The sequence below is a fragment of the Mucilaginibacter sp. 21P genome (genome assembly GCF_019331605.1).
In the GTDB taxonomy this organism is placed as follows: Bacteria; Bacteroidota; Bacteroidia; order Sphingobacteriales; family Sphingobacteriaceae; genus Mucilaginibacter; species Mucilaginibacter achroorhodeus.
Genome location: NZ_CP063061.1, coordinates 4,598,052 through 4,625,045 on the forward strand (window position 1 = coordinate 4,598,052; position 26,994 = coordinate 4,625,045).

Here is a 26,994-nt window from a genome sequence, read left to right on the forward strand (position 1 = left end):
ACTTAATGAAATTTGAATATCGCAATTAACAACATGCACACAAAAGTGGTCATCATAATTCCGCGCGAGGTTAGATCGAAATGTTTACGGGCAAAATAACGCAGCATAACCAGGTTTAAGCCTATGGCTATTAGGTAAGGGATTGCCGGCTTATCCATAATAATGGCATCATTCTTTAAAAATATTACAAAAATGAGCCATAACACAATTGGCGGCAATGCAGCCAGGCCAATTCCCAGTAAAGTGCTGTTACGATTAAACATTAAATTTCCAGCTGTTTAATACAGGTATTGCATGGTGGGCGGTCATATCAAATTGTACAGGTACTACGCTTGCATAATTATGATCTAAAGCCCATACATCAGTGTCTTCACCATTATCGTTGTTCTGAAAAACACCGGTAAGCCAGTAATAAGGTCGGCCGTGCGGATCGTTACGTTCGTCAAATTCTTCGGCCCACTTGGCGTTAGCCTGCCTGCAAACTTTTATGCCTTTTATTTGAGCGCCCTGCGGAAAGTTAACGTTAAGCACCGTACCGATAGGTAACCCCTGCGCTAAAACTTGCGAAGCTATTTCCTTAACAAATTTTATGCATGGCTCAAAATCGGCCTGCATGGTATAATCATCCAAAGAAAAGCCGATAGACGGTATGCTCTCAATAGCGCCCTCAACCGCGGCCGACATAGTACCCGAGTAAAGCACGTTGATAGAATTGTTTAAACCGTGATTAATGCCCGATACACACAGATCGTGCCGCTGACCTTTAAAAACCGAGTTGACGGCAAGCTTTACACAATCAACCGGCGTACCGCTGCAGCGGTAAGTCTCAATACCATCGTAAAGTTCTATTTTATCCAGGCGAAGCGGTTTACCGATAGTGATAGCATGCCCCATGCCCGATTGCGGACTATCCGGCGCTACTACCACTACCCTGCCCAGGGCTTTCATGGCGTGCATCAAGGCTTTTATGCCCGGCGCGGTTATACCATCATCGTTTACTACCAGTATATTAGGTTGCTTGCTTTTCATCGCCACAAAAATAGCGATAATACAAGCTACATAACAGTCGTATTTTAAATAATGCGGTTAACACCAGGGATGCGCACCACTAAGCCGCCCAGTGAAAAGCTGATGATAATGCCAAGCGGCGCAACTACCAAAAGCTTATAAATAGGGTCGACCTGCCAATTGATCAAAAGCATTGACAATGAAATCAATACAAAGGGATGCAAAATATAAACAGCAAATGCGGAGCGCGACAAACCCCTCATAAATTTAGATTGCGTATTCCATGTATGCTTGCAGATACAAAGCAATGCAACAATTATCGCCACCCCTGTAAACTGCTCCCAAAAAGCATACATTGCAGCCTCTAAATGCAAGCCCCCGTTAAACCATTCTGTCGGATTGTTCAACGTCACTTTGATGGCATACATTGCAGGAAACCCAATAAAGATAGTTGCCACAGCAAACCATGCCATCAATTTCCCCTGTTTATATTCCGTTTGCGCCAGCCAGTTATTGTTTGCCGCAATGAGGCCAAATACAAAGAGTAAAATGTATTACGCAAAATGCCCCAATTGGAAACCAAAAGGCTGTAATGTCCATCCTATCGGGAAAATAATACGCACCAAAAAGGTTATGATCCAAAGCACTCTGCAAATAACAGCATCATTGGTATGGAAGGTGTTTTAAATACCGGCGGCTTATCACCTGCCAATCTAATCACAAGCACGTATACTATATTGAATAACAGCAATGCCCATACAAACCAAAGCACACCAAATTGGATCCAGCCATCATATCCGGTTAAAAATTGCATAAATGTTATTGGATGCTTACCGGCATACCGGTACACCATAAAATTCATGATGGGGGATAAAATGAACGCATAGAAAACTAATGGAACACCAAAGCGCAACAACCTATCGCTCAAAAAGCGCAGCACACCTTTTTTATAATATGATGCCGGTACAAACAATGCCGACAGCAAAAAGAAACAACCCATAAAGAAGGATTGGTACGGCTACAAACAAGGTCATGGGGTATTACGGCAGCGGCCTTTGCAGTTTTCTCTGCATAATACCAGCGACCCGGTGCGCCATAGGTTATAAAGGCGTGATGTAAAATTACCAGCACTGTGAGCGCTACCTTTATATTATCAACGTATACGATCTTAGGTTTTGAAGGTTGGCCCGCGGCCTGTGTTTGCGGCATGTTGGCGCCAATATAGAGAAATTACTCCACTTTGAAATTAAGCTGATTTACCCATATCGCATCACGGTCAAAATTGCTTTTGAAGTTGTTAACAATGTAAATTTTATCAGCTGCAACCGCCTTGTGGTAGACTTCTTTGCCGTTGATAATAACCTTAATCGGTTTAGTCAAATCAACCATCTTCGGGCTTATCTTTAGGGCTACCTCCGCTGCACAGGATGTTTGCAGCGTAAAGACGTTGTTTGTGTAAGAAGCTTTTACAACGGCGCTTTTAAGAGGCTGATAGTAATTATCGGTATACCACTCGCCTTGTCTTTCAAGGAAATAACGATATGTAACTTCAAATGGCTTATACCAATTAGTGCTTTGGCTAATGGTATCTGCCTTTAAAACAGTTAGCCAATCGCAGGAATTATAGGGGCTATTTTGCGTAGTCTCTAAAAAGATGGTGTGTTGATAAGCGTCACGGATATTTGCCTTCATAAACTTGTCGGCATTGGGCGCGTCAATTGCCAAATGCTTATCCCAATGCTCGTACCCTTGATATTCTTTATAGCTAATGCGGTTGTCAAACGTCTTAATCGAATCTATGATCTGTCGGTTGACGTCTATTCTTCTTAAAGCATCCCTATCTGAATGCACCTCGTAAAGCGATCGGTTTTGAATATTCCGGATATAATAATCATGCGCAAAAAGGTTCTTAAACATAGTGTTGTAAGCCACCACCGCCGCAAACTGGCTCGGCTCATAAACACCTAAACCTATTGCACCATCGGCACCGTCTGAGTGGCCAAAAGCATAAACACGATTATCATCAATATTTAACACCTGTTTAAGCGCCGCCACAATGTTGGCCAGCCTCTGATAAGTAAGATTGAATTGATACGGCCCGTCCCCTTTACGAAATATGCCACCCCAAGTAAAACCTTTGGATTTATCTGCCAGCGGCTGTATCACTATGTATTTATTCGCCTTCAGCGGATCGGCAAGTACACCCTCATCTGCATCAGCCAGGCTATCAATAAGGTTGAACTTGCTTACCGATACCGCACCATGTAACTGAAACACACAGGCAGAGCGTTGTGTGTTTTTATAATTCGCAGGCACGTAAACCCGCAAAGGTATTGCCCCCAATACAGTATCCTGGTAGTAAAACTTGTAATTACAACCTGTTTTGTTTAGAACAGGGTATTGGTTGTAACCAGCCAATAGTTTTGTAGCTTGTTCGGCATTTATTGCCTTATCAGCCGCAATCCTATCTATAATTTTCGAATTTTGTGATTTCGGTAATTCGGGGAGGTCTTTTTGTGCGAAACCGAAAAACGGCAGCATAAAAAACAAGAAGATAAGGATCTGGATTTTCATGTTAATAGTTTAGTTAAACAAGAGACATGGAAATGGACAAAACGTTGCATAAAAAAAGCCACCCCGGTTGAGATGGCTTTTAATGATATTCTGGATTTACTATAAGTAAGCTATCTAAATACCTCGGTTTGCTTTTTAACCATTACAGAACTTAACTCCGCCATTAGAATCACAAACATGCGAAGCCGTGTCGCATGCAGGAGACTGCATTTCAATTGTACTACCATCATTACAAGTGTAAATTACAGTGTGAAATTTACCTCCAGAAACGTTTTTCATCTCTTCTCTCGTAAGTTTTTTTAGATTTTTCATGCTTTGTGGGTTTTATTTTGCTTGAAACTACAAATACCGTATAATAAAAGCAAATAAAACTCAAAGCAAATCTTATACTAACTTCTACAATATCAGGAATTTACAAAGTCCAAAATATCAGCATTGATTGTAGCTGCCTCGGTAGTAGGCATGCCGTGCGGGAAGCCTGGATAAGTGATCAGCTTACCGTTCTTTAAAAGTTTAATGGCTTTTTTTGCCGAGTTATCGATAGGCACTATCTGGTCGTCTTCTCCATGTAATACCAGTACCGGTATTTCAACACTTTTCAGATCTTCGGTAAAGTCTGTTTCAGAGAAAGCCTTTATACCATCATGGTGGGCAAGCACGCTTCCCATCATGCCCTGTCTCCACCAGTTTTTACGTATACCTTCAGAAGTTTTAGCCCCTTCACGGTTGTAACCATAGAATGGAATGGTAAAATCCTCAAAATATTGCGGCCGGTTAAAAGCCGTGCCCTGGCGTATCTCATCAAAAACAGACAAAGGAACACCATCCGGGTTAGCTTCGGTTTGCAGCATTAAGGGAGTCACAGCGCTTATCAATACTGCTTTAGCTACAATGCCTTTTCCATATTTAGCTACATATTTGATCACTTCGCCGCCGCCGGTTGAATGGCCTACGTGTATGGCATCTTTCAGATCAAGAAAATCGTAAAGCTCGGCAGCATCGTTTACATATGTTTCCATATCGTTACCTGTAGCCGTTTGGGTTGATCGGCCATGGCCCCTACGGTCATGTGCTATTACCCTGTAACCTTTCTGAGAGAAGAACATCATTTGTGCATCCCAGTCATCGCTTGATAATGGCCAGCCATGGTGAAAAACAATTGGTTGCCCTTTACCCCAGTCCTTGTAATAGATCTCGGTTCCGTCTTTAGTTGTAAATTTCATAGTTTTTGAAATAAGTAGAAATGATTAATTGAGGTTATAGTTAAAGTTTGTAACATCAGGTAACAATAAATCCTGATGCGTCAATTAAAACTTTCAAATATTCCTCACGGCTCTAATTTAATCAAAAAATAAAGGCCTTGCGGCCTTTACATTATTAAATTATAAACTCTTTAACCAGTCTATTAATCCTTCGCGGGTTTTACCGGTTTTTTGCTGAAGACGGCCAAGGGTTTCATCATCTTTACCTTCTTCCCATTTAAGGTCGTCATCAGTAAGATCTGCGTATGCCTGTTTGATCTTACCTTTCAACTCGTTCCATCCGCCTTTTAATTCTAATTTGTCCATTGTGTGTTTCTCCTTAATTTAGATGTATAAGAGGAACAGACAGGAGGGATGTTAGTTTGCGTCAAATGAAAGTATCGCGGTTACTTTTTTGGCAAATACTTCAAATTTAACATCGGGCAAAAAATTTATGCAGTAATAATGCTGCCCATCTTCAGATAGCTCACTTAATTCCCATTGCTCATCTCGAAGCGCTCTCTGTACATAACATCAATGGTATCAAAATCACTATCCCATCTTCATAAATTGCAGCATAGTTATCTATCTAACAACCAGAAAAAACTACAGAAACACCTCTTACTGCGCCGTTATTATGAGAGTTAGATAGAAAATAAAGAACCAGTTCCATTTTATGATTTGAGTACTTAACGCTTTTGCAATTAAAAGCATTATGCAGATCAACATGAACATCCTCCTTCTCAAAACTTGAAAAATCATCAAACAGTTCAGTAGTGGTTAAGTCTATTTCCATCTTGATTCCTGATTCTCAAATTCCTGTTTCTTTCCTTACAACGCTCCCGCCTTTATCTCATCCACCACAGCCGGATCAAGTAGTGTCGAAGTATCGCCCAGGTTAGAGGTATCGCCTTCGGCAATTTTGCGCAAAATTCTGCGCATGATCTTGCCCGAGCGTGTTTTTGGCAGGCCGCTTACAAACTGGATCTTATCCGGTTTGGCAATAGGGCCTATGATGCGCGATACGGTCATTATGATATCCTTACGGGTTATCTCTTCATCGCCGTGTTTGCCGGGGCTTACCACAAAAGCGTAAACACCCTGGCCTTTAATATCATGCGGGTAACCAACAACAGCACTCTCCACAACGGTACTATGCATATTTATGGCATTCTCCACTTCGGCAGTACCAATGCGGTGGCCCGACACATTCAGTACGTCATCCACACGGCCGGTTATACGATAATAACCATCATCGTCGCGCAGGCAGCCGTCACCTGTAAAATACAAGTTCTCGTAAGTTGCAAAGTAAGTTTGGCGGCAACGTTCATGGTCGCCATAAGTGGTACGCAGCATGCCGGGCCACGGGAATTTGATACAAAGGTTGCCGCTTACGCCGTTACCTTCAATCTCTTTACCCTTCTCGTCAACCAAAATTGGTTGCACACCAGGTAGTGGCAAGGTTGCGTAGCCGGGCTTGGTTGGCGTAACACCTGCAATAGGCGAGATCATGAAACCGCCGGTTTCAGTTTGCCACCAAGTATCAACAATTGGGCATTTACCATGACCGATCTTTTCATCGAACCAGTGCCATGCTTCCTCATTGATAGGCTCACCTACTGAGCCTAATTTTGTTAACGAACTCAGATCTTTTCCCGCAACTACCTCATCACCAAAACTCATCAACGAGCGAATGGCCGTAGGCGCGGTGTATAATATATTTACTTTATATTTCTCAACAATATCCCAAAACCGACCGGCATTTGGCCAGGTTGGGATACCCTCAAACATCAGCGTAGTAGCACCCTGGCTAAGGGGTCCGTAAACAATATAAGAGTGGCCGGTTATCCAGCCAATATCAGCTGTACAGAAGTAGACCTCTCCAGGCTGATATTGAAACGCGTTGCTGAAAGTGTAGCCCGTGTAAACCATGTAGCCTCCGCATGTATGCACCACGCCTTTTGGCTTACCGGTTGAACCTGAAGTATATAGAATGAACAGCATATCTTCCGCGTCCATTTCTTCAACCGGGCACTCAGGGTTGCCTTGCGTTTCAACTTTTTTTACCTCATCTTCCCACCAAACATCACGGCCTTTAATCATTGATACAGGGGTGTGGCTGCGGGTGAGCACTATCACACGCTTAACAGAAGGGCACTGTACCAACGCATCATCAATGGTTGATTTTAGCGGAACTTCTTTGGTTCCACGATAGCTACCATCTGCAGTTACAATGATATTGCAATCTGCATCCTTAATACGGTCTGCAATGGATTGTGCCGAGAAGCCACCAAAAACCACCGAATGGATGGCACCTATACGGGCGCAAGCCAAAACGGCAATAGCCAGTTCCGGAACCATTGGCATATATATACAAATGCGGTCGCCGCGTTTAGCGCTGTTATTTTTAAGCACATTGGCAAACTGGCACACCTTATCATGTAACTGCCGGTAAGTCAATACGCGATGATCTTCAGTGGGGTCATTAGGTTCCCAGATAATGGCAGGCACGTCGCCGCTCTTCTCCAGGTGGCGGTCAAGGCAGTTCTCGGTGATGTTAAGTTTGGCTCCTTTAAACCATTCCACTTTAGGTTCTTTAAAGTTCCATTCTAAAACCTTATCCCATTTTTTGCGCCATTGAAAATTGCCGGCTATTTCTTCCCAAAATTGCTCAGGCTGCTCAACGCTTTTTCGCCAGGCGTGCTGGTACTCTTCAAATGATTTAACTTGCATAATGTGGTTATAATGGTGTGCGTAAATTAGTTATTTTTAAGAAAAAAGCTAATTCATATTATAAGCTTTTTAAAAAATTTTAAAAAGCCTATTTCAGCACTTATTTTTTTGCTAAAAGGTTTTACTGATGCTAATATGAGGATATTTTGATGACAAACGCAAATCAAATCCTCATAAACAGAAGTATCCGTATAGATTTTTCGTTTTGGCGGTGTATTAATTTCTAGGATAAACTTAAAGCAAACGTTTGCGCTATTTTTAGGAAAGATAAAAAATATGTAACCCGTTTTTACAAGACGCGTCTTATTATATATGAAATTAAAAACCATTTTAACCTGCATTTACGCATTTGTTTGTGCCGGTTTTGTGAAGGCCCAAGCTCAGGTTTTAGATACTATGGTAAATACCGGGACGTATAGCCTGCATTTTCATATCATTAAAGGCAAGGGCTTGCCTATCCTGTTTGAATCGGGTGGTGGTGATGGTGGCGCTGTTTGGGATGGCATCACAGCAATGCTTCATAAAAATCTAAATGCAACTTTAATAACATATGACCGCCCTGGCTTTGGTAAAAGCGGACTGGACACCAATAAGGTTGGTGTTATAAACGACATAGAAGGGCTTGAGGTTGGATTGAAGAAGTTAGGTTTTGATAAGAGGTTATTTATGGTGGCGCATTCGCTTGGCGGGAGTTACACAATGGTATTTTCGGCCCGACATCCCGGCTTGATAAAAGGAGCAATTTTTATAGATACCAGTACACCTTGTTATGTAACGCCTCAAAAATCTCAAGAGGTTTTGGCCTCATACGCTACAAAAATGGACTCCTTTAAAAGAGAACTACCGGGCGTGTACTACCTGCTTAAAAGTTACGCAGAGACGGGCTTAAGAGCCGCCGAAGCCGCGCCAAAAGCAAAAATGCCGATAACGGTTATCGGGTCAGATGTACCGCCATTCAAAAGTTCGGATAACCTGGCCTGGAAAAATTGTTTAAAATTGTTTGCCACAGAACGTTATAACCGGAAATACATTCTGGCGAAAAATACTCACCACTATGTTTTTTTAGATAATCCGCAATTGGTAGCAGATGAAATTGTTACGCTTTACAGAAAAGTACAAACCAGGTAAAGCGAAGCCGTAATTGATGTTGATAATATTTTTAAATATTTTGTTTACACTATTGCCTTTTTCACTTAAAAGCCTGATATTTGCAAACTCTTTTTAGAAGAAGGGTAAATAAAAAATATTTGTCATGTCAAGAATTTGTGATTTAACAGGAAAAGGTTACATGAATGGCCACAACGTTTCTAACTCAAACGTTAAGACCAAACGTAAATTTTATCCTAACTTAAAACTTAAGAAGTTTTATATACCTGAAGAAGATAAATGGATCACTTTAAAAGTATCTACTTCTGCTATTAAAACAATCAGCAAAAACGGTATAACTGCTTGTATCAACAAGTTTGTAAAAAAAGGTTCAATATAATTGCAGCCAGCGATTGGGAGAGCAGTGATGTTCACCGAGACCTGTAGCAGATAAAAAATACATCAAGATGGCTAAGAAAGGTAACAGAGTTCAGGTAATTTTAGAGTGCACAGAGCACAAAACTAGCGGCATGCCAGGTATGTCTCGCTATATTACCACCAAGAACAAAAAAAATACGACTGAGCGTTTAGAGTTGAAAAAATTCAACCCTGTATTGCGTAAAGTAACAGTTCACAAAGAAATTAAGTAATTTGGTTGAAGTTTAACCGTTAATAGGTTTACTATTTCGATTATACTACAACGTAAAAACATAATAACATGGCAAAGAAAGTAGTTGCAACCCTGAAAACAGGTAAAGGAAAAGAATTTTCAAAAGTTATTACAATGGTTAAGTCGCCACGTACCGGTGCTTACTCATTCAAAGAGCAGATCGTTCCAAACGATAACATTAAAGATGCTATTGCAGGTAAACTGTAATCACTTTTGATAAAAATATAAAAGCCGTCTTGTTTACAACGAGAGGGCTTTTTTTGTTATAAGTTCGTCTGGAACCAGAATTTACAGAATTAAAGAATTTACTTAATGCTTTACCTCTTCAAATTCTGATAGATAAATAAATTCTGAGAATCCTAAAATTCTGTAAATTCTGATCACGTATGGGATTATTTGATTTTTTTAAAAAGAAAGAAACCACGCAGGAAGAGAAGCAGGTACTGGATGCCGGCCTCGAGAAAACTAAAGACAGTTTCTTTTCTAAAATAACAAAAGCTGTTGCAGGCCGCTCAACAGTAGATGATGACGTGCTGGATGATCTGGAGGAAGTACTGGTAACATCAGATGTAGGCGTTACTACTACCTTAAAGATCATTGAGCGTATACAGGCCCGAGTTGCGCGCGATAAGTATGTAAGTACATCTGAGCTGAATACCCTTCTTAAGGACGAGATACAAAAGCTGCTTGCCGAAAACAACAGCAATGATTTTCGCACCCTTGAATACGGCGACCATAAGCCCTATGTAATAATGGTGGTTGGGGTAAATGGCGTTGGCAAAACCACTACCATTGGCAAACTTGCTCACAAACTAAAGCAAGCGGGTAACCAGGTTGTATTGGGAGCGGCAGATACCTTTCGGGCGGCAGCAGTTGACCAGATCAAACTTTGGGGTGAGCGCGTTGGCGTTAAAGTTGTAGCGCAGGCCATGGGCAGCGACCCTGCTTCTGTAGCTTTTGATACCCTGCGCTCGGCCGTAGCCAATGGTGATGATGTGGCAATTATTGATACTGCCGGTCGTTTACATAATAAGGTTGGCCTGATGAACGAGCTAACCAAGATCAAAAACGTGATGCAGAAGGTTATCCCAGGTGCTCCGCATGAGATCTTATTAGTTCTCGATGCCTCAACCGGACAAAACGCCATTGAGCAATGTAAACAGTTCACAGAAGCAACGGCGGTTAATGCGCTGGCATTAACGAAGCTTGACGGTACCGCAAAAGGCGGCGTGGTGATAGGTATATCAGACCAGTTTAAGATCCCGGTTAAATACATCGGCGTAGGTGAAGGTATTGATCACCTGCAGTTATTCGACAGGCAGGAGTTTGTGAATAGCCTGTTTAATTAAGTAAATAAGGATTTGTCATTGCGAGGAGGTACGACGAAGCAATCTCGTCGCTTGCAGATCATTAACGCGAGGAGATTGCCACGCTATCGCTCGCAATGACATAGTGAGATATAATGAGGACTAAAGAAATAAGTAAGCAACTAAAGCCAACAGCTAAGCCACGGGTAAACGTAGTCACTTTAGGTTGCTCTAAAAATATTTACGACAGTGAAGTGCTGATGGGCCAGCTTAAGGGCAACGCCTTTGATGTGGTGCATGAAGCTGATAAAGTTGGGCAAAACGACATTGTGGTGATCAATACCTGTGGCTTTATTGATAATGCCAAGCAGGAATCTATCGATACCATTCTGCAATACAGCGAGCTTAAAGAGCAGGGCAAAGTGGGTAAGGTTATCGTTACCGGTTGCCTTAGCGAACGCTATAAACCCGAGCTGGAAGCCGAAATCACCAATGTTGATGCCTATTTTGGTACTAACGATCTACAGAATATTTTACAAAATATCGGCGCCGATTATCGCCACGAATTGATTGGCGAGCGTTTGTTAACCACGCCTTCGCACTTTGCATATTTTAAAATTGCCGAGGGTTGTAACCGCCCATGCTCTTTCTGTGCTATCCCGCTAATGCGTGGTAAACATGTAAGCACACCAATAGACCAATTAGTTAAAAATGCGGAGAGCCTGGTTGCCAATGGCACCAAAGAATTGATATTGATTGCACAAGATCTGACTTATTACGGCTTAGACCTATACGGCAAACGTAACCTGGATGAGTTATTACGCAGACTGAGCGATGTAAACGGTGTAGAATGGATAAGATTGCAATACGCCTATCCCGCAGGTTTCCCGATGGAAGTACTGGAAGTAATGAACGAGCGCGACAATATCTGTAAATACCTGGATATGCCGTTGCAGCATATCACAGATAACATGCTGAAATCGATGCGCCGTGGGCTGACCAAGCAAAAAACTATTGATGTAGTGAACGAGATCCGCGACCGGGTGCCTAACATTGCTATGCGTACCACATTAATTACAGGCTATCCCGGCGAAACCCAGCAGGATTTTGAAGAAATGGCGCAATGGGTTGAGGATACCCGCTTCGACCGCTTGGGTTGTTTCACTTACTCGCACGAGGAAAAAACCCATGCCCACACTTTGGTTGATGACGTACCTGAGGAAGTAAAACAGGAACGCGCTGATGCAATTATGGAAATCCAGCAAGGTATCTCTTACGAGAAAAACCAGGAGAAGATAGGCAACACCTACAAGGTGTTGATCGACAAGAAAGACGGCGGCTATTTTGTTGGCCGGACAGAGTATGATTCGCCCGAGGTTGATAATGAGGTATTGATAGATGCCAGCGTGAATTACGCAGCACCTGGTACTTTTGTTAATGTAAAGATAAACAGTGCCGAGGACTTTGACCTTTATGGACAAATTGTAAAATAAAACCGTTTGCAGCGGCGCCTTGTTGGTATTCAGATATTAAAATCTAATTTCGACGATTAACTTTGAATAGGGTAACGCTTTGTTGCCTGGCATTAGACTCACCCCGACTACACTACGCTGGTCGACCCTCTCTGCTCAGCAAAGAGGGTAAGAAACGAAATCCCTCTTTACGCGCAGCGAAGAGAGGGTGGTCGAGCGATAGCGATGACCGGGTGAGTTGATTTAAGCCATGCATTTACAATGTTGCCGCCAAATTGACGATAAATGGAAGCTGCCTGTATTGACTATAAAGACACGGGGTTATTCTCCCAAACGGTGATCGATTACCTGGAAGATGTCCCGGAGTTACGTTCATTTTATGGTTACAGGCCAACGCTACAGGGCTTTGCTGAGTTTTTCGATAACAAAAAGGTTACTGCAAACCGCACCTTACTTGCCGAGGTTTTAACTGAACAATACTTCGGTAAAGGTGCCGATTTCCGTCAGTTAGAATCACAGGAGCATGTTAAAGCCCAGATCGGACTTCTTAAAAACGATAACACCTTTACAATTACTACCGGTCACCAGCTCAATATATTTACCGGCCCGCTTTACTTTATTTACAAGATTGTAACGGCCATAAAGCTTTGCAGCCAGCTTAAAGAAGCTTTCCCTGACAAAGACTTTGTGCCTGTATATTGGATGGCTTCTGAGGACCATGATTTTGCCGAGATCAATTACACCAACATCGGTGGCAAAAAAGTGCATTGGTGGTATGAGGCTGCCGGCGCAACCGGCCGCATCAACCCCGATACCATGCGCCAGGCCATTAATCAATACAAGGGTGTTTTAGGTATTGACGGGCACTCATCTGAATTGGGCGAGATGGTGGAAACCGCCTACACCAAATTTGATAAGCTTGCTGATGCTACCCGCTACTTGGTAAATGCTTTGTTTGCGCGTTATGGGCTGGTAATAATCGATGCCGACGACCGCAGGCTTAAAGCCGAATTTGCACCAATAATTGAGCGCGACATTATAGAGCAGAACAGCTTTAAAAATATCAGCGCCGCCAACATCAAACTGCAGCAACTGGGCGTGCATATACAGGTTAATCCACGCGAGATAAATTTCTTTTACCTTAAGGATCAGCTTCGAGAACGCATCGTGTTCGAAAACGGCCGCTACGCGGTGATGAATACCGACATCACCTTTACCGAAGATGAGCTTAAGCAGGAATTACAAGCAGCGCCGGAGCGCTTTAGCCCCAACGTGGTAATGCGCCCTTTATACCAGGAGTGCATACTGCCTAATGCAGCCTATATTGGCGGTGGTGCCGAGGTGGTTTACTGGCTGGAGTTAAAATCGAACTTTGATTTCTATGGAGTCGATTTTCCGGTGCTGATCCTCCGCAACTCCGGGTTGGTTATCCGCAAGGAAACTGCTGCCAAAATTAAAAGCATGGAGCTCTCTCCTACACTGTTGTTTAAAAGCACCGACGAGATCAAAAACGATTGGGTGAAGAAACACAGTAACCATGACCTGAGCCTTAACGAGGAATGGCGCGAGTTTGAGCGTACGTTTGAAAAAATAAAACTGGCCTCGCATAAGATAGACCCTACCCTGCCCCCATCGGCAGCGGCCATACAAGCAAGACTGAAACATGCCATTGGCAATTTTCAGAAGAAACTCGTAAAAGCCGAAAAGCGCAATTATCAAACTCGTCTTGAGCAAATAGAACATATAAAAGAAGACCTATTTCCAAAAAACAGTCTGCAGGAACGTAACGAAAATTTTGGTTTGAGCTACGTAAAATGGGGACAGTTGTTTATTGACGAACTGGTGCGCAACTTTGAGCCTTTAGATTTTAAATTTACAGTGCTAACGGAGTAGCGGTTTCTCCAGAGGTTTATTATCTTAGAGGCAAACCTAATGTATGAAAGTCGCAATCATCATTCTTATCGTACTCTATTTTCTTATCAGAAAATCAAAAAGCAAAACAGGTGTTAGCAAGCGTCCTTTAACAGGAAAACCATCTCTTGTAATTTCAAATGATAAAATAATACTGATAAGCAATGCTACTTTGGATGAAGTAAAAAAGGCTTTAAAGGACTTTTGTAATCAGTATAATCAAGAGGATTATGCTGCGCTGCCAAGAGTTTACTCATTATTTGGATCAGAGTATACAGTAACCTTTCCATACAATATCGATCTAACTACATTTTGTTTTGCTGTAAATTATTTAGCTTATCCGGTAGACATCAAGTGGAAAGCCGAAATTCATGGTTGGTCAACCGTCAGCAAAAATGAGGGAATTGATCAGGAGGATTTAGAGGGTAAAGTTTGTATGTTCTACCTGGTGGATGATAAAGAATATGACAACGTTTATCTCACATCGTCAGACAATTTTTGCTACAAAATTCCTTTTACAAACTTCAAACCGAAAGCAATAACTCCACCCATTGAGCTTTTCAGAAATCTTCCTCAAAAGTTGGCAGATTTAAGTCACTTGCCTTACGAAGATATTGAGTAGCACCCATCATTATTTAGCAGCGCCAGCGTTATGACTGTTTATGATTAACATGAACATTCAAAATATCACCTTCGGCAGTGGCTGCTTCTGGTGCACCGAGGCAATTTTCCAAAGTGTTAAAGGCGTCGTTTCGGTCAAATCGGGCTATATGGGTGGTACGGTGAAGTATCCTACCTATATGGAGATTTCGAATGGCAACACCGGCCATGCTGAGGTAGTACAAGTGGAATTTGATGGCGATATTGTTTCACTGGACGAACTCTTGCTGTTTTTCTTTAAAACTCACAACCCGACAAGCCTTAACCGCCAGGGTGGCGATATCGGCACACAGTACCGCAGTGTGATCTTTTATCATGATGACAGGCAAAAGCGCGCGGCTGAGGCCATGATGAAACGCCTTGCCGATGAACAGCTTTTTGATAAACCTATCCTTACAGAAATAAGCCCGGCATCTGAGTTTTACCAAGCCGATAATCACAATCAAAACTATTACATTACAAATCCATTAAAGCCATACTGTACCGTTGTTATTCATCCCAAATTGAATAAGTTTGTGAAAGAATTTACGGATAAAATAAAGCCCGAATTACTGTAAGGGCTACAAGCTTTCGTTATGAAAAAAAGTATCGGTCTGGTGTGCGCAAGTGCAATTTTATTAGCTGCCTGCTCTCCACCAAAACAAACGCAACAAGGTATTTCATTAGCCAATGGCGGCAAGGTGTGGGCCTCTTTGTGGCAGCAGCGCGCTGCAGAATATAAAGCACTTTGTTTCCAGGCCTATAATTTGGCTAAATTAAGATTAGATGAAGCACTGGCTAAGTCTTCGGGCAATAACAAACCCATGGCCGTTGTAACAGATATAGACGAAACTTTGTTAGATAACAGTCCATACGACGCCATGCGCGCTTTGAATAACCAGGAATACACATTAGATACCTGGAAAACCTGGACGGCAAAGGCTGATGCTGATACCGTACCAGGCGCGCCTGCATTTTTTAAATATGCGGCATCAAAAGGTGTTCAGGTGTACTACATCACCAATCGCGACGAAAGCGAACGGGAAGGCACTACAAAAAACCTGCAGAAATATGGCCTTCCGTATACCGATGCCGCACATATCTTTCTAAAAAACGGCCCATCAAGCAAGGAAGCGCGCCGCCAGCAGGTTGCAGCTAAATGCGATATAGTTTTACTGTGCGGAGATAACCTGCCGGATTTTGACAAGGTTTACGATGACAAACGCCCGGAAGCAGAACGTACGGCTGCCACCGAGCGACTGAGAAAAGAATTCGGAAGCAGGTATATTGTAATCCCTAATCCATCCTATGGCGATTTTGAAAGCGCATTGTTCAAATACAATTACAAACTCAGCGGCGCCCAAAAAGATTCCGTTATAAAGGCGAATATCAAGTTAGAAAAGCAATAATCAGGCAGCCCGATTTGTGTCAGGCTATTTTATTATTCACCATTTTGATAATTTCTTTTTCTGCTTCTACAGCGGCATTTTCCAGTTCAGCTCCCTTACTCAAAACTTTGGCAACATAAGCCTTGTCATTATAACCTGATGCGTTAATTTTCACATTCATAAAAGCACCTAACACTGCAGACCGCGCACATAAGGCAGCCACACCTGCATCCGTAACAGAATTTGGATTTCCACCCTCAACCATTGCTTTAATAAGGCCGAAACTTTCTACTGCAACCTCCATCACTTTAAAGGGAACTTCAATGGCATACTTTGTTGCAGACTGAATGGAGGCTGTACGTGCAGCTTTTTCATCGTCGGTTGATTTAGGTAGCGAGAAAGCTTCCATGATCTGGTTAAAAGCAGCTGTATCCTTATCTACCAGGCTCAGCAATTCATCTTTATAGCATTGCCCCTGCTCTGCCCAGTTGCTAAACTCTTCCCATCGGCTGTCCCAACCTTTTTTGTGAGATGAAAGATTAGCTACCATGGTAGCTAATGATGCCCCCAATACACCCAGGTAAGCCGATATGGAACCACCACCAGGGGCGGGGCTTTCACTTGCCGTTTCATCAGCGAAACCGGTTAAACTCATGCCGATCAATTTACTGTCGGCCTGATCTTTCAAAAGGTATTCGATGATCCTCTCTTGCGGATTGAATGGGCCCAACTCATCCAGCCCCATTGATTTAATGGCGATTTTCACCAACTCGCTTTCGCTAACGCCTACCGATCTTTTTTGTTTCCTCAGAAAGTATTTGCCTGCCTCAAGCATCGCCTTAAGCGGTATTAAACCTACCAGTTCGCTGCCTGTAACACGGATGCCTCGCTCGTTAGCTTTCTTGCAAACCTCGTCAAAGGCCATGTGCACAGGCGTAACCTCAATATTGGTCAGGTTCATAGATATCTGCGCAATACCGTATTCTTCAATATACCAGCCAATCGCCTTTACACTTTTAAGCGAACCGGGGATGCTTTTGGGTTTACCGTTCTCGTCGGTGACGATCTTACCTGTTACCGGGTCGCCCTCACGCATGGTGCGGCCAGCCTCGCGAACATCAAAGGCTATTGCGTTTGCCCTACGGGTTGAGGTAGTGTTTAAGTTAACGTTGTATGCAACCAAAAAATCGCGTGCACCAATTACCGTAGCACCACGTTTCACATCATTTTCCGCCGGGCCAAAATCAGGCGCCCATTCGGGCTGTTTGATCTTCTTGAAGAAACTCTCGTATTCCCCCGCACGGATGATAGATAAATTGCTGCGGCTTTTATTGGGTTGTGCGTATTCATACAAATAAGCAGGTATTTGTAACTGCTCGCCAACACTTTTGGCCAATTTCACGGCATACTCAGCCGTTTCTTCCATGCTGATATTGGCAATAGGTATCAGCGGGCAAACATCAGTTGCACCCATACGTGGATGCTCCCCTTTTTGCTTGCTCATATCAATTAGCTCACCAGCTTTTTTAATGGCCCTAAAAGCGGCCTCTATCACCTGCTCGGGTTCGCCAACAAAAGTTACCACCGTACGGTTGGTAGCCTTGCCTGGGTCAACATTTAACAAACGCACACCATCAACAGATTCAACCTCATCGGTTATCTGTTTGATGATGCCCATATTTACCCCTTCGCTAAAGTTGGGTACGCATTCAATTAATTTCTTCATATTATGATTTCATTGAGTCATTCTTTAATTCCCTCCCTTGGGAGGGGTGCGCCGGGCTGTGTTATGGCGGGGAGGGGTTCCTGCATTTGCAAACCGTAATAACCCCTTCCTACACCTTCCCGAGGGAAGGAATCGCACAAGCCCTACGCTTTATTTCCGCCAGTCCACACTGCCACCGGCTTCATCTTTCCCTGGTAATATAAGATCTCCCGGTAATCGGCGCATGGGTAAGATTGCATATCTGCCACCATACCAGGCGATAATATACCACGGTTGTTTATTTTTAGCGCCGCTGCTGCACGGTAAGTTAACCCTGCGAATACTTCTGCAGCGGATAGCTTTTCTGCGGCGCTCATTACGGCAGCTTGCATCAGCAGGTCGCCCATGGGTGCCGAGCCTGGGTTCCAGTCGCTGGCAAAAGCGAGGCAGGCACCTGCATCAAGCAACTTGCGGGCAGGCGGATAATTCATGCCTAAGCCTAACGATGCACCGGGCAAGGCCACGGCCACCGTATCACTCTCCGCTAGTAATTTTATTTCGGCTTCGCCGGATGCTTCCAGGTGATCGGCAGAAACAGCACCAACCTCAACCGCTACCTTACTACCGCCCATGGTAAACTGATCTGCGTGAACGGTAACATCAAACCCCAATGCTTTGGCTTTAGTTAAATAATTCAACGCGTTATCGGCACTAATGGCGCTTTGTTCGATAAATATATCAACCCTGTTACTTAATTGTTCATTTTTTATTTTAGGCAAAAGCTCATTCAGGACCAAAATCAAATATTCCTCCTGCGAACCACTAAAATCATTAGGTACCATGTGCGCAGCCAGGCAGGTGGGTATCAACTTAGCTTTAGTTTGTGCAGATGCCGCTTTAATCGCACGCAGCTGTTTCAACTCATCCTGTACAGATAGGCCATAACCACTTTTTACCTCTATGGTAGTTAAACCTTCATTAAGGTGCCGGTTAGCACGTTGTATGAGAGTTTCGGTCAGTTCCTGCTCGGTAGCTTTGCGGGTTTGGGTAACCGTATCCCAAATACCGCCCCCGGCATTGGCTATCTCCAGGTAAGTTTTACCTGCAATGCGCATGCTGTAATCCTTAGCCCGGTTACCGCCAAAACAGATGTGCGTATGGCAATCTACAAAGCCGGGCAACAAAACCTGCGGCCCGGTAATTTCTTCATTTTGTGCCGATGGGTTGGCTTTTCGCAGTTGGTCAAAATCGCCAATGCCTAAAATAATTCCGTCCTCAGTTAATACACCGCCGTTAGGGATGATGCTTAGTTGCTCATCGCCAAGCGTACCTTTAAGCGGCAAGCCATCAAGCGGTAATATTTGTGTGAATGGGCCTGTTAGTTTCATGTATTATTTACTTACGTCATTGCAAGTGTAGCGTGGCAATGACGCGTTTGTTTTTATCGTCTTTTATTAATGACTCAATGACTTAACGCCCCAATGACTCAAATCACCACACCTTTAATCCAAACCTTTCACCCCATTCAGCAGCTTTATCATAACCTGCATCTGTGTGGCGGAAGATACCCATGGCCGGATCGTTATGTAGCACACGTTTAAGGCATTCTGCGGCGCGCTGCGTGCCATCGGCCACCACCACCATACCCGCGTGTTGCGAATAGCCAATTCCCACACCACCGCCATGATGGAATGAAACCCATGTTGCTCCGCCCGAAGTGTTAGCCATCAGGTTAAGCAGCGGCCAGTCTGATACTGCGTCCGTGCCATCTTTCATCGCCTCTGTTTCCCTGTTGGGTGAAGCCACGGAGCCACAATCCAGATGGTCCCTGCCGATCACTATCGGTGCCTTTACTTTTCCGGTTGCCACGAGGTCGTTAAATATCAGGCCCGCTTTTTCCCTCTCGCCCATGCCGAGCCAGCAAATGCGCGCAGGCAAGCCCTGAAATGCCACTTGCTTTTGCGCTTTCTCTATCCAATTGATAAGCGCAGTATTATCAGGGAATGCTTCCATCAAAGCTCTATCTGTTGTATAAATATCTTCGGGATCGCCGGATAATGCCACCCAGCGGAACGGTCCTTTACCTTCGCAAAACAGCGGCCGAATGAATGCGGGCGTGAACCCCGGGAAATTAAAAGCATCGGGTTCACCGCCCTGGCGTGCAAACTCGCGCAGGTTATTACCATAATCGAAAGTGATTGAACCTCTTTTTTGCAGTTCCAGCATCAAACCAACATGGCGGGCCATGCTTTTTAGCGACAATAATTTATATTGTTCGGGATGTGCTTTACGTAGATCAACTGCTTCGTCCAAACGCAGACCGTTCGGCACGTAACCATTTATCGGGTCGTGCGCCGATGTTTGATCGGTAAGCATATCCGGCACTAAACCATCAGCTATCAATTTCTCAAGCATATCGCCTGCATCGCTAACCAGGCCTACTGACAAGGGTTCGCTTTTCGCCATTGCATCTTTCGCCCAGGCAATAGCTTCATCGTATGAATGGGTAAGTCGGTCGATATACTTACTTTCAATACGTTTCTGAATGCTGCTTTCATCTACATCGGCACCCAGGAAAACTGCGCCTGCCATGGTAGCTGCCAATGGCTGTGCGCCACCCATACCGCCCAAGCCCGCGCTAACAATTAGTTTACCACGCAGATCACCATTAAAATGCTGGCGTCCTGCTTCAACAAAGGTTTCATAAGTGCCTTGCAAAATACCCTGCGTTCCGATGTAGATCCAGCTGCCCGCAGTCATTTGGCCGTACATCATCAAGCCCTCAGCGCGCAGTTTATTAAAATGCTCCCAGGTAGACCATGCCGGCACCAGGTTACTATTAGCTATCAGCACACGTGGCGCCTGCGGGTGCGTGCGTACAATACCCACCGGCTTGCCTGATTGTACCAGCAACGAATGGTTCTCATCCAGTTCCAATAAGATCTCAATGATCTTTCTCAACGATTCGGGGTTGCGTGCTGCCTGGCCTATACCACCATAAACTACCAGTTCATCCGGGTTTTCGGCCACCTGTTTATCCAGATTATTCAAAAGCATACGTAATGGCGCCTCTGTTTGCCAGCTTTTAGCATGCAAACGGTTACCTACCGGCGCCTTGTAATGCGGATGGTTGGCGTAAGTATCAATAAATTCCGAACTCGTCATCGTCATTTAAATTAAGTTTATGGTTTTGGCCGGTTTGGTTGGCCAAGGATAAAAACTGCCCGCTTGTAATGAGTTTATGCAGGGCATTAATATCCGTAGCAAAGATCCTGTCCTCTTTTATCGCAAGCACATGTTCGCGCACCAATTGATAGCACGCCTCTATCATATTGGTCGATTGCAACGGCCTGCGAAACTCTAAAGCTTGTGTGGCATACAGCAACTCTATGGCCTGTATATATTCTATGTTATCGATGATCTGATGTAGCTTTCGCCCACTGATGGAACCCATGGAAACATGGTCTTCCTGTCCAAGCGAAGTCGGTACGCTGTCGGCGCTCGCCGGGAAGCAAAGCGTTTTGTTCTCGGTTACCAAGGCCGCAGTAGTATATTGCGGGATCATCAAGCCGGAATTTAAGCCGGCATCACTGGTCAATAATTTGGGTAAACCGTATCGTCCTTCACTCATCAAGTAACAACGACGGTCGGCAATGTTGCCTAATTCTGCTGCCGCGATGGCTGCGTAATCCAAAGGAATAGCCATGGGCTGCCCGTGGAAGTTGCCGCCACTGATGGTGTCGTCGGCATTAAAAACAATTGGGTTATCGGTAACGGAATTCAGTTCAATTTCCGTCATTTCCTTTAAATGCAGCCAGGCATTGCGCGATGCACCATGTACCTGCGGCATACAACGTAAGGAGTATGGGTCCTGCACGCGGTCGCAGTCTGCATGTGAGCTGCCAATTTCTGACCCTTGCAGCATAGCAGCCAGGCGTTTAGCCACATGTTTGGTACCCTTATACGGGCGAATAGCATGCAGGCGCTCATCAAACGGCTTAGCCGACCCCATCAAGCCCTCTAACGATACTGCACCGATGATATCAGCTGTGTCCAATATATTCTTTAAGCGCTCCACGCCTTTCACTGCAAAAGCAAGTATGAATTGCGTGCCGTTGATCAGTGCTAATCCTTCTTTAGGCCCAAGCGTTAACGGCTGTAAGCCATTATCTTTTAAAACCACATCAGCCGGTTTACGATTTCCATCAACCAGCACCTCTCCCAAACCGATCAAAGGCAGGAAAAGGTGTGACAATGGTGCCAGATCGCCTGACGCACCAACTGAACCTTTCTCCGGCACAACCGGTATCACATTATTTTCGATATGCCAGATAATGCGCTCCAAAGTTTGCAAGGCAATACCTGAGAAGCCCCGAGCCAAGGCATGTACTTTGGTAATGAGCATCAGTTTAGCGGTCTCTTCGGGAATTGGGTTGCCTACGCCTACGCTATGGCTTTTTAAAATGTTACTTTGCAACAAACTGGTATCCTGCTCAGAGATGCGCGTATCACACAGCGGACCAAAACCAGTATTTATTCCATATACAGCTTCTGTACCATGAGCTATCTTTTCCACCTCGCGCCAGGATGTTTCAATGCGGATTTTAGCATCCTCACCGATTATTCCCTTTACCCTCCCCGCAGCAATATCAAGGCAAAGGCCAACACTTAAATGATCTATGCCGTAATTAAATATTTTCATTGGAGATAGCAGCTTTAAGTTTATCGCCTACGTGGCCGGAAAGGTTGTAAGCGCGAAATGTATCTTCCATGGCGGTGATGGCAGGCAGCAGGTGTTCTATCTGTGTATCACTGGCTGCAAGCTCGGTCATGCTGGCGCTGATGGCATCCCATATGGGGAGGATCTGTTGCAGCAGGTCTTTACCTTTTTCGGTAAATTGTACCAGCTGGCGGCGGGCATCGTCGGGGTCGGCGGTGGTCTCCACCAGGTTGCGGTTTTTGAGGTTGGTGATGAGTTGACTCGCCGCCGGGTGCGATACCTCGGTTTTATCGCTCAGTTCTTTTATCGACAGCGAATCATTCTGTGACAATAAATAAAAAACCGGGAACCAACTGGCATCAAACTCAATGCCCTCGTTCTGATAAATGCGGTTTATTTCGCTCAAGAAAGCCTCGCTTAAACGCCTTAAGCGACTGCCCAAAACCAGGTAACCTAAATTCTGATACAAATTCATAATGCAATTTATATAAGCGCTTATATAAATGCAAGTTTATTTGTTCCACAAATTGATAAAGATTTATTGCTCTGTTGGTTGAGAGTTACAGTATGAGTAAATTTTGAGGATCTTTCCATCTCCCCCAAATTCATAAACGTCACATGAATGAACCAGGTTAACTGTTTTTCCTTCGCGGATAAATTCGGCACGACCGTAGATCGAGATCTTATCTCCGCCGTTCACAAGGCCAAACATCTCAAACTTGGTGGTGATGGTTTTAAAATACTCAGCTACCGATCTGCAGAACTTAAGTACTTCAGCTCTCCCGGTGATAGTCATTTTCTCTTCGTAAATCTGCCATTCTATATTTTCGGCGAGGTGATCCTCAACCTCATCAAATTTTCCACCCGATAAAAGTTGTACAACTTCTGTGTTGCTTTTCATTTTGCGTTCTATTTATCAAAATATTTCTTCACTGTTAATTTACGTACAATATCGCCGCTTGACAAGCACCTTTATGCATTTAAAGTGTCTGTTTCAATGTATCACCCTTTTTACACCGTTAAAGCATATTTGTAAAGGTTTAAATTACATTTGCTGCATGAAAAAATACGCTTTAACACTAATACTTGGCTTATTAGCGATAACGAGCTTCGCTGAAAGTATCGATACATTAAAAAAGAATGGCTATACGCTGATCGTATCCGGCAACGATGTTAATTTTGATAAGGCTTTGCGTCAAAAATTGATCACTACTTTTTTTGAGGTTTATCCGGGCATTGTTAAAGAATATAACAAGAATAGCCTTAAGACAGTAAACCTTTTCATTGACACCGCCTACCACGGCGTTGCTGCTACCGATAACGGCCGCGTGGTTTTTAGTGCTTATTACATGACTAAACATCCTAATGATATTGATGTAGTTACCCACGAAGTGATGCACATAGTGCAAGATTATGGCAATACAAACGGCCCATGGTGGATCACAGAAGGCATTGCGGATTATGTGCGTAACGAGTACGGCATTGCTAACCAGGCGGCCGGTTGGAAACTACCCGATTACAAACCCACTCAAAATTTTGATAACAGCTACCGTATAACCGCTCGTTTCTTTACCTGGATAGAAAAACACGTGAAGAAAGGCACTATAAAAAAGCTTGACGATATTATGCGCAAACACACCTACAGCGAAAATACTTTTAAGCAACTGACAGGTAAAACTGTAGAAGAGTTATGGAGGGAATACGCTGCCAATCCAGTACTATAATTTAAGAGCGGGGAGCCGGGATTTTAGATCGTATTTGCTGACGTTGAGCTAAATTATGCAAAACCTTCTCTCTACATAAAAAAGCATTGATGGCATAATTATTGGTTAACTAATAAGTAAAAAATCTATCATGAAAAATATCACAAAATTACTATTAGGAACCATTATAGTAACTGCTGCAGCATGTAGCGGTACCGGAAGCAAGGGCACAGCAGACACGGATAGCTCAAAAAGTGTGATGAGCAACAGCACCGATGCTGCCATAGACAGTAACAAGAAAGAGCTGGAATCAAAAGATTCTACTGAGCTAAAAGATGATGCGAAATTTATGGTTAATGCCGCTAACGGAGGTATGCTTGAAGTTACCCTCGGTAAACTTGCACAGCAAAAGGCATCATCAGCACAAGTAAAGGAATTTGGTGCCATGATGGTTTCCGATCACTCAAAAGCTAATGATGAGCTTAAAGCGTTAGCAGGTACCAAAGTGATCACGCTGCCTGCCATTTTATCAAACGATAAACAAAAAGATGTGGACGAGATGGCTAAATTGAGTGGTGCCGACTTTGATAAAAAATACATCGACTACATGGTGAAAGACCACAAAGAAGATGTAGAAGAATTTAAAAAGGAAGCCACTGATGGTAAGGATGCAGAGATCAAGGCTTTTGCAGCCAAACACGTGCCTATTTTGCAGCACCATTTAGAAGCTGCTGAAAAAGCACAGGCAGCAGTGAAAAAATAAGTATTAGCCTCTGCTTTAATACGAGGTATATAAAACAGCAAGAGCCGCAAATGCGGCTCTTGCTGTTTATAAGTATGATGTTCTTATTAATAGTGATATCTCACAAAAGCTTCCATGGCTGCATACTCTGCCATACCTAATTTATCGTATGATTGTGCAGTTTCGCGGTTACGGTCTTCTGCGCGTACCCAAAACTCGCGTGCATCATCGCCCGGGAAAACAGGGCGGTCTTTTTGCGATTGATGCTTAAAAATGGCGTTACGTTTGCGGATAACCTCGGCAGGTGAAAGTGGTACGGCCATTTCGATCTCGTAAGTAGGGAATTCCTGCCATGCACCGCGGTACATCCAAACCCAGCAATCCTTTACCCAATCTTCGGTTTCGCGCAGGCGGCGTAACGATTCAATGATGATGTTGAAACAAACCACGTGCGTACCATGCGGATCGGCAAAGTCGCCGGCAGCGAAAACCTGGTGTGGTTTTATTTTTTGCAACAGCTCCATTGTAAGCCTGATATCTTCTTCGCCAACCGAGTTTTTTTGCGTTTTGCCGGTTTCATAAAAAGGCAAAGCCTGGAAATGGATATTGCTGTCAGGCAAACCTGCGTAGCGGGCACCGGCAATAGCTTCTGTTTTACGGATGAAGCCTTTTACATCGCGTATCTCAGGTGTGTCTATCTGGTTGGGCTTTTTGCTTGTCATAAACTCGCGCATCTCAGCGTACGTTTTTTTCATTGCTGAAACATCTTCGCCTACGCTCTCTTTAAAGTCGATAGCAAATTCAACAAAGCGCAAAACATCATCGTCCCAAACGGCTGTGTTGCCTGATGTTTGATAGGCCACGTGCACATCGTGCCCCTGGTCTACCAGGCGAATAAATGTGCCACCCATTGATATTACATCATCATCAGGGTGCGGAGAGAATACGATAGAACGTTTGCGTGCAGGTTCAGCACGTTCAGGGCGCTGGCTGTCATCTGCACCCGGCTTACCGCCCGGCCATCCCGTAATGGTGTGTTGTATCTGGTTAAATATATCGATGTTTATCTGGTAAACGGGGCCCTTATCTACGGCCAGCTGCGCCATACCGTTGTTATTATAATCTTCCTCCTCCAGTTTAAGGATAGGTTTGTTCACGGCGCCAGAAAGCCATATAACGGCCTTTTTGATCAACCTCTCGTCCCAAACGCAATCTTTAACCAACCAAGGCGTATCAAAACGAGTAAGCTGCGAAGCTGCATCAACATCCAATACAAATTCTACGTGATCTGATAATTGCAGGAAAGTTGCCGGCACCTCGCTTGATATCTCCCCCTCAACTGCCTGGCGAATGATCGGCGCTTTTTTAGCGCTCCAGGCCATCAGGATAATTTCACGTGCCTTAAAGATGGTACCCACCCCCATGGTAATAGCTTTGGTAGGCACATTCTCTTTACCACCAAAGTCGCGGGCAGCATCACGGCGGGTAAGGTCATCCAAAGTAACTAAACGGGTACCGGAGTTTGGTGCCGAACCCGGCTCGTTGAAACCAATGTGACCGGTACGGCCTATACCTAATATTTGCAGGTCTAAACCACCAAGTTCTTCTATCTTATGCTCGTAAGCCAAACAAAAAGCAGCAACATCATCCGGAGCAAGCGTACCATCAGGGATGTGTACATTGGCTTTATCTACATCGATGTGATCGAATAGGTTTTCGTTCATGAAGGTAACGTAGCTTTGATCAGCATCCGGCTTCATGGGGTAGTATTCGTCAAGGTTAAAAGTGATCACATTTTTAAAAGATAACCCTTCCTCTTTGTGCAAACGCACCAATTCAGCATATACCCTTATCGGGGTAACACCGGTAGCTAAACCTAATACGGCTTTTTGGCCTGCTGCCTGTTTGCTACGGATAAGATCGGCTATGCGTTGTGCAACTGCAATTGAGGCTGCCTTTTGGTCGGAGTAGACCGTAACCGGCAGCTTCTCGTACCGGGTTTCTTCTAATAAATTTAATCTTGCCATAATGGGGGTTTATTTGTGTTGAATATCTTAAAAAAATCAGGTCAAAAAAAATCCTCACTTAAAAGTGA

28 protein-coding genes are annotated in these 26,994 nt (G+C 44.0%); 12 read left to right on the forward strand and 16 right to left on the reverse strand.

All coding sequences use genetic code 11. The features are described 5' to 3' along the window. Positions 1-2: 2 nt before the first annotated feature. The 9 genes from INP83_RS20450 to acs form a co-directional block, all read right to left on the reverse strand. The gene (locus INP83_RS20450) at positions 3-263 is read right to left on the reverse strand and encodes a hypothetical protein (RefSeq protein ID WP_219125721.1); all 261 of its coding nucleotides are present in this window, start codon (positions 261-263) and stop codon (positions 3-5) included. Beyond that, positions 256-1,029 carry a 5'/3'-nucleotidase SurE gene (gene surE / locus INP83_RS20455; RefSeq protein ID WP_219125722.1) on the reverse strand — a complete coding sequence of 258 codons (774 nt, stop codon included), beginning with the start codon at positions 1,027-1,029 and terminating at the stop codon, positions 256-258. The genes INP83_RS20450 and surE overlap by 8 nt, the downstream gene beginning before the upstream one ends. A 44-nt stretch (positions 1,030-1,073) precedes the next feature. Next, the gene (locus INP83_RS20460) at positions 1,074-1,559 is read right to left on the reverse strand and encodes an acyltransferase family protein (protein ID WP_219127773.1); all 486 of its coding nucleotides are present in this window, start codon (positions 1,557-1,559) and stop codon (positions 1,074-1,076) included. A gap of 80 nt (positions 1,560-1,639) precedes the next feature. Then, a complete protein-coding gene (locus INP83_RS20465; RefSeq protein ID WP_219125723.1) occupies positions 1,640-2,008 on the reverse strand; it encodes an acyltransferase family protein in 369 nt (122 codons plus the stop codon). Positions 2,009-2,238: 230 nt separating this feature from the next. Beyond that, entirely contained in the window at positions 2,239-3,582 is a 1,344-nt protein-coding gene (locus tag INP83_RS20470) for a hypothetical protein (RefSeq protein ID WP_219125724.1), read from the reverse strand. A gap of 404 nt (positions 3,583-3,986) precedes the next feature. Next, positions 3,987-4,805 carry an alpha/beta fold hydrolase gene (locus INP83_RS20475; protein ID WP_219125725.1) on the reverse strand — a complete coding sequence of 273 codons (819 nt, stop codon included), beginning with the start codon at positions 4,803-4,805 and terminating at the stop codon, positions 3,987-3,989. 159 nt (positions 4,806-4,964) lie between these two features. Continuing rightward, positions 4,965-5,150: a CsbD family protein gene (locus INP83_RS20480; RefSeq protein WP_146272703.1), complete on the reverse strand. Its 186-nt coding sequence runs from the start codon at positions 5,148-5,150 to the stop codon at positions 4,965-4,967. Between the two features lie 262 nt (positions 5,151-5,412). Beyond that, positions 5,413-5,619, reverse strand: a complete 207-nt coding sequence (locus INP83_RS20485; RefSeq protein WP_219125726.1) for a hypothetical protein — start codon at positions 5,617-5,619, stop codon at positions 5,413-5,415. A 35-nt stretch (positions 5,620-5,654) separates the two neighbouring features. Further along, positions 5,655-7,556 carry an acetate--CoA ligase gene (acs, locus tag INP83_RS20490; protein WP_219125727.1) on the reverse strand — a complete coding sequence of 634 codons (1,902 nt, stop codon included), beginning with the start codon at positions 7,554-7,556 and terminating at the stop codon, positions 5,655-5,657. Between the two features lie 312 nt (positions 7,557-7,868). Between acs and INP83_RS20495 the strand changes: the two genes are divergently transcribed. The 10 genes from INP83_RS20495 to INP83_RS20540 all read left to right on the forward strand — a co-directional run bounded on the left by INP83_RS20495 (position 7,869) and on the right by INP83_RS20540 (position 16,050). After that, entirely contained in the window at positions 7,869-8,684 is an 816-nt protein-coding gene (locus tag INP83_RS20495; RefSeq protein ID WP_219125728.1) for an alpha/beta fold hydrolase, read from the forward strand. 124 nt (positions 8,685-8,808) lie between these two features. After that, positions 8,809-9,042 carry a 50S ribosomal protein L28 gene (gene rpmB / locus INP83_RS20500; RefSeq protein WP_095705630.1) on the forward strand — a complete coding sequence of 78 codons (234 nt, stop codon included), beginning with the start codon at positions 8,809-8,811 and terminating at the stop codon, positions 9,040-9,042. Between the two features lie 67 nt (positions 9,043-9,109). Then, entirely contained in the window at positions 9,110-9,292 is a 183-nt protein-coding gene (gene rpmG / locus INP83_RS20505; protein ID WP_022830075.1) for a 50S ribosomal protein L33, read from the forward strand. Between the two features lie 68 nt (positions 9,293-9,360). Next, the gene (locus INP83_RS20510; RefSeq protein ID WP_095705631.1) at positions 9,361-9,519 is read left to right on the forward strand and encodes a DUF4295 domain-containing protein; all 159 of its coding nucleotides are present in this window, start codon (positions 9,361-9,363) and stop codon (positions 9,517-9,519) included. Positions 9,520-9,698: 179 nt separating this feature from the next. Next, a complete protein-coding gene (gene ftsY / locus INP83_RS20515) occupies positions 9,699-10,661 on the forward strand; it encodes a signal recognition particle-docking protein FtsY (RefSeq protein WP_219125729.1) in 963 nt (320 codons plus the stop codon). Between the two features lie 113 nt (positions 10,662-10,774). After that, positions 10,775-12,112 (forward strand): 30S ribosomal protein S12 methylthiotransferase RimO, encoded by a 1,338-nt coding sequence (gene rimO, locus INP83_RS20520; protein ID WP_146272696.1) that lies wholly within the window; start codon positions 10,775-10,777, stop codon positions 12,110-12,112. Positions 12,113-12,376: 264 nt separating this feature from the next. Next, positions 12,377-13,984, forward strand: a complete 1,608-nt coding sequence (gene bshC, locus INP83_RS20525; protein ID WP_146272694.1) for a bacillithiol biosynthesis cysteine-adding enzyme BshC — start codon at positions 12,377-12,379, stop codon at positions 13,982-13,984. A gap of 43 nt (positions 13,985-14,027) precedes the next feature. Then, on the forward strand, positions 14,028-14,624 hold the full coding sequence (locus tag INP83_RS20530) for a hypothetical protein (RefSeq protein WP_146272692.1): 597 nt from the start codon (positions 14,028-14,030) through the stop codon (positions 14,622-14,624). A 49-nt stretch (positions 14,625-14,673) separates the two neighbouring features. After that, entirely contained in the window at positions 14,674-15,219 is a 546-nt protein-coding gene (gene msrA, locus INP83_RS20535) for a peptide-methionine (S)-S-oxide reductase MsrA (RefSeq protein WP_146272690.1), read from the forward strand. An 18-nt stretch (positions 15,220-15,237) separates the two neighbouring features. After that, complete coding sequence (locus INP83_RS20540; protein WP_146272688.1) at positions 15,238-16,050, forward strand: 5'-nucleotidase, lipoprotein e(P4) family; 813 nt, start codon at positions 15,238-15,240, stop codon at positions 16,048-16,050. 19 nt (positions 16,051-16,069) lie between these two features. On the opposite strand, the gene ftcD is transcribed toward INP83_RS20540, so the two are convergent. The 6 genes from ftcD to INP83_RS20570 all read right to left on the reverse strand — a co-directional run bounded on the left by ftcD (position 16,070) and on the right by INP83_RS20570 (position 23,355). Further along, on the reverse strand, positions 16,070-17,755 hold the full coding sequence (ftcD, locus tag INP83_RS20545; protein ID WP_219125730.1) for a glutamate formimidoyltransferase: 1,686 nt from the start codon (positions 17,753-17,755) through the stop codon (positions 16,070-16,072). Between the two features lie 143 nt (positions 17,756-17,898). Further along, positions 17,899-19,122 (reverse strand): imidazolonepropionase, encoded by a 1,224-nt coding sequence (hutI, locus tag INP83_RS20550; protein WP_219125731.1) that lies wholly within the window; start codon positions 19,120-19,122, stop codon positions 17,899-17,901. 103 nt (positions 19,123-19,225) lie between these two features. Further along, positions 19,226-20,899, reverse strand: a complete 1,674-nt coding sequence (gene hutU / locus INP83_RS20555; protein WP_219125732.1) for a urocanate hydratase — start codon at positions 20,897-20,899, stop codon at positions 19,226-19,228. Next, positions 20,877-22,436: a histidine ammonia-lyase gene (hutH, locus tag INP83_RS20560; RefSeq protein WP_219125733.1), complete on the reverse strand. Its 1,560-nt coding sequence runs from the start codon at positions 22,434-22,436 to the stop codon at positions 20,877-20,879. The genes hutU and hutH overlap by 23 nt, the downstream gene beginning before the upstream one ends. Beyond that, positions 22,423-22,929 (reverse strand): MarR family winged helix-turn-helix transcriptional regulator, encoded by a 507-nt coding sequence (locus tag INP83_RS20565; RefSeq protein ID WP_219125734.1) that lies wholly within the window; start codon positions 22,927-22,929, stop codon positions 22,423-22,425. The genes hutH and INP83_RS20565 overlap by 14 nt, the downstream gene beginning before the upstream one ends. A gap of 63 nt (positions 22,930-22,992) precedes the next feature. Next, positions 22,993-23,355 (reverse strand): nuclear transport factor 2 family protein, encoded by a 363-nt coding sequence (locus tag INP83_RS20570; protein ID WP_219125735.1) that lies wholly within the window; start codon positions 23,353-23,355, stop codon positions 22,993-22,995. 157 nt (positions 23,356-23,512) lie between these two features. Here INP83_RS20570 and INP83_RS20575 point away from each other — a divergent pair, with 157 nt between their 5' ends. Both INP83_RS20575 and INP83_RS20580 read left to right on the forward strand, forming a co-directional pair. After that, complete coding sequence (locus INP83_RS20575; RefSeq protein ID WP_219125736.1) at positions 23,513-24,178, forward strand: basic secretory family protein; 666 nt, start codon at positions 23,513-23,515, stop codon at positions 24,176-24,178. Between the two features lie 130 nt (positions 24,179-24,308). Further along, the gene (locus INP83_RS20580; RefSeq protein WP_219125737.1) at positions 24,309-24,920 is read left to right on the forward strand and encodes a DUF4142 domain-containing protein; all 612 of its coding nucleotides are present in this window, start codon (positions 24,309-24,311) and stop codon (positions 24,918-24,920) included. A gap of 86 nt (positions 24,921-25,006) precedes the next feature. Here the strand turns inward: INP83_RS20580 and nagB are convergent, their stop codons facing one another. Further along, positions 25,007-26,926, reverse strand: a complete 1,920-nt coding sequence (gene nagB / locus INP83_RS20585; protein ID WP_146272670.1) for a glucosamine-6-phosphate deaminase — start codon at positions 26,924-26,926, stop codon at positions 25,007-25,009. Between the last annotated feature and the right edge of the window lie 68 nt (positions 26,927-26,994).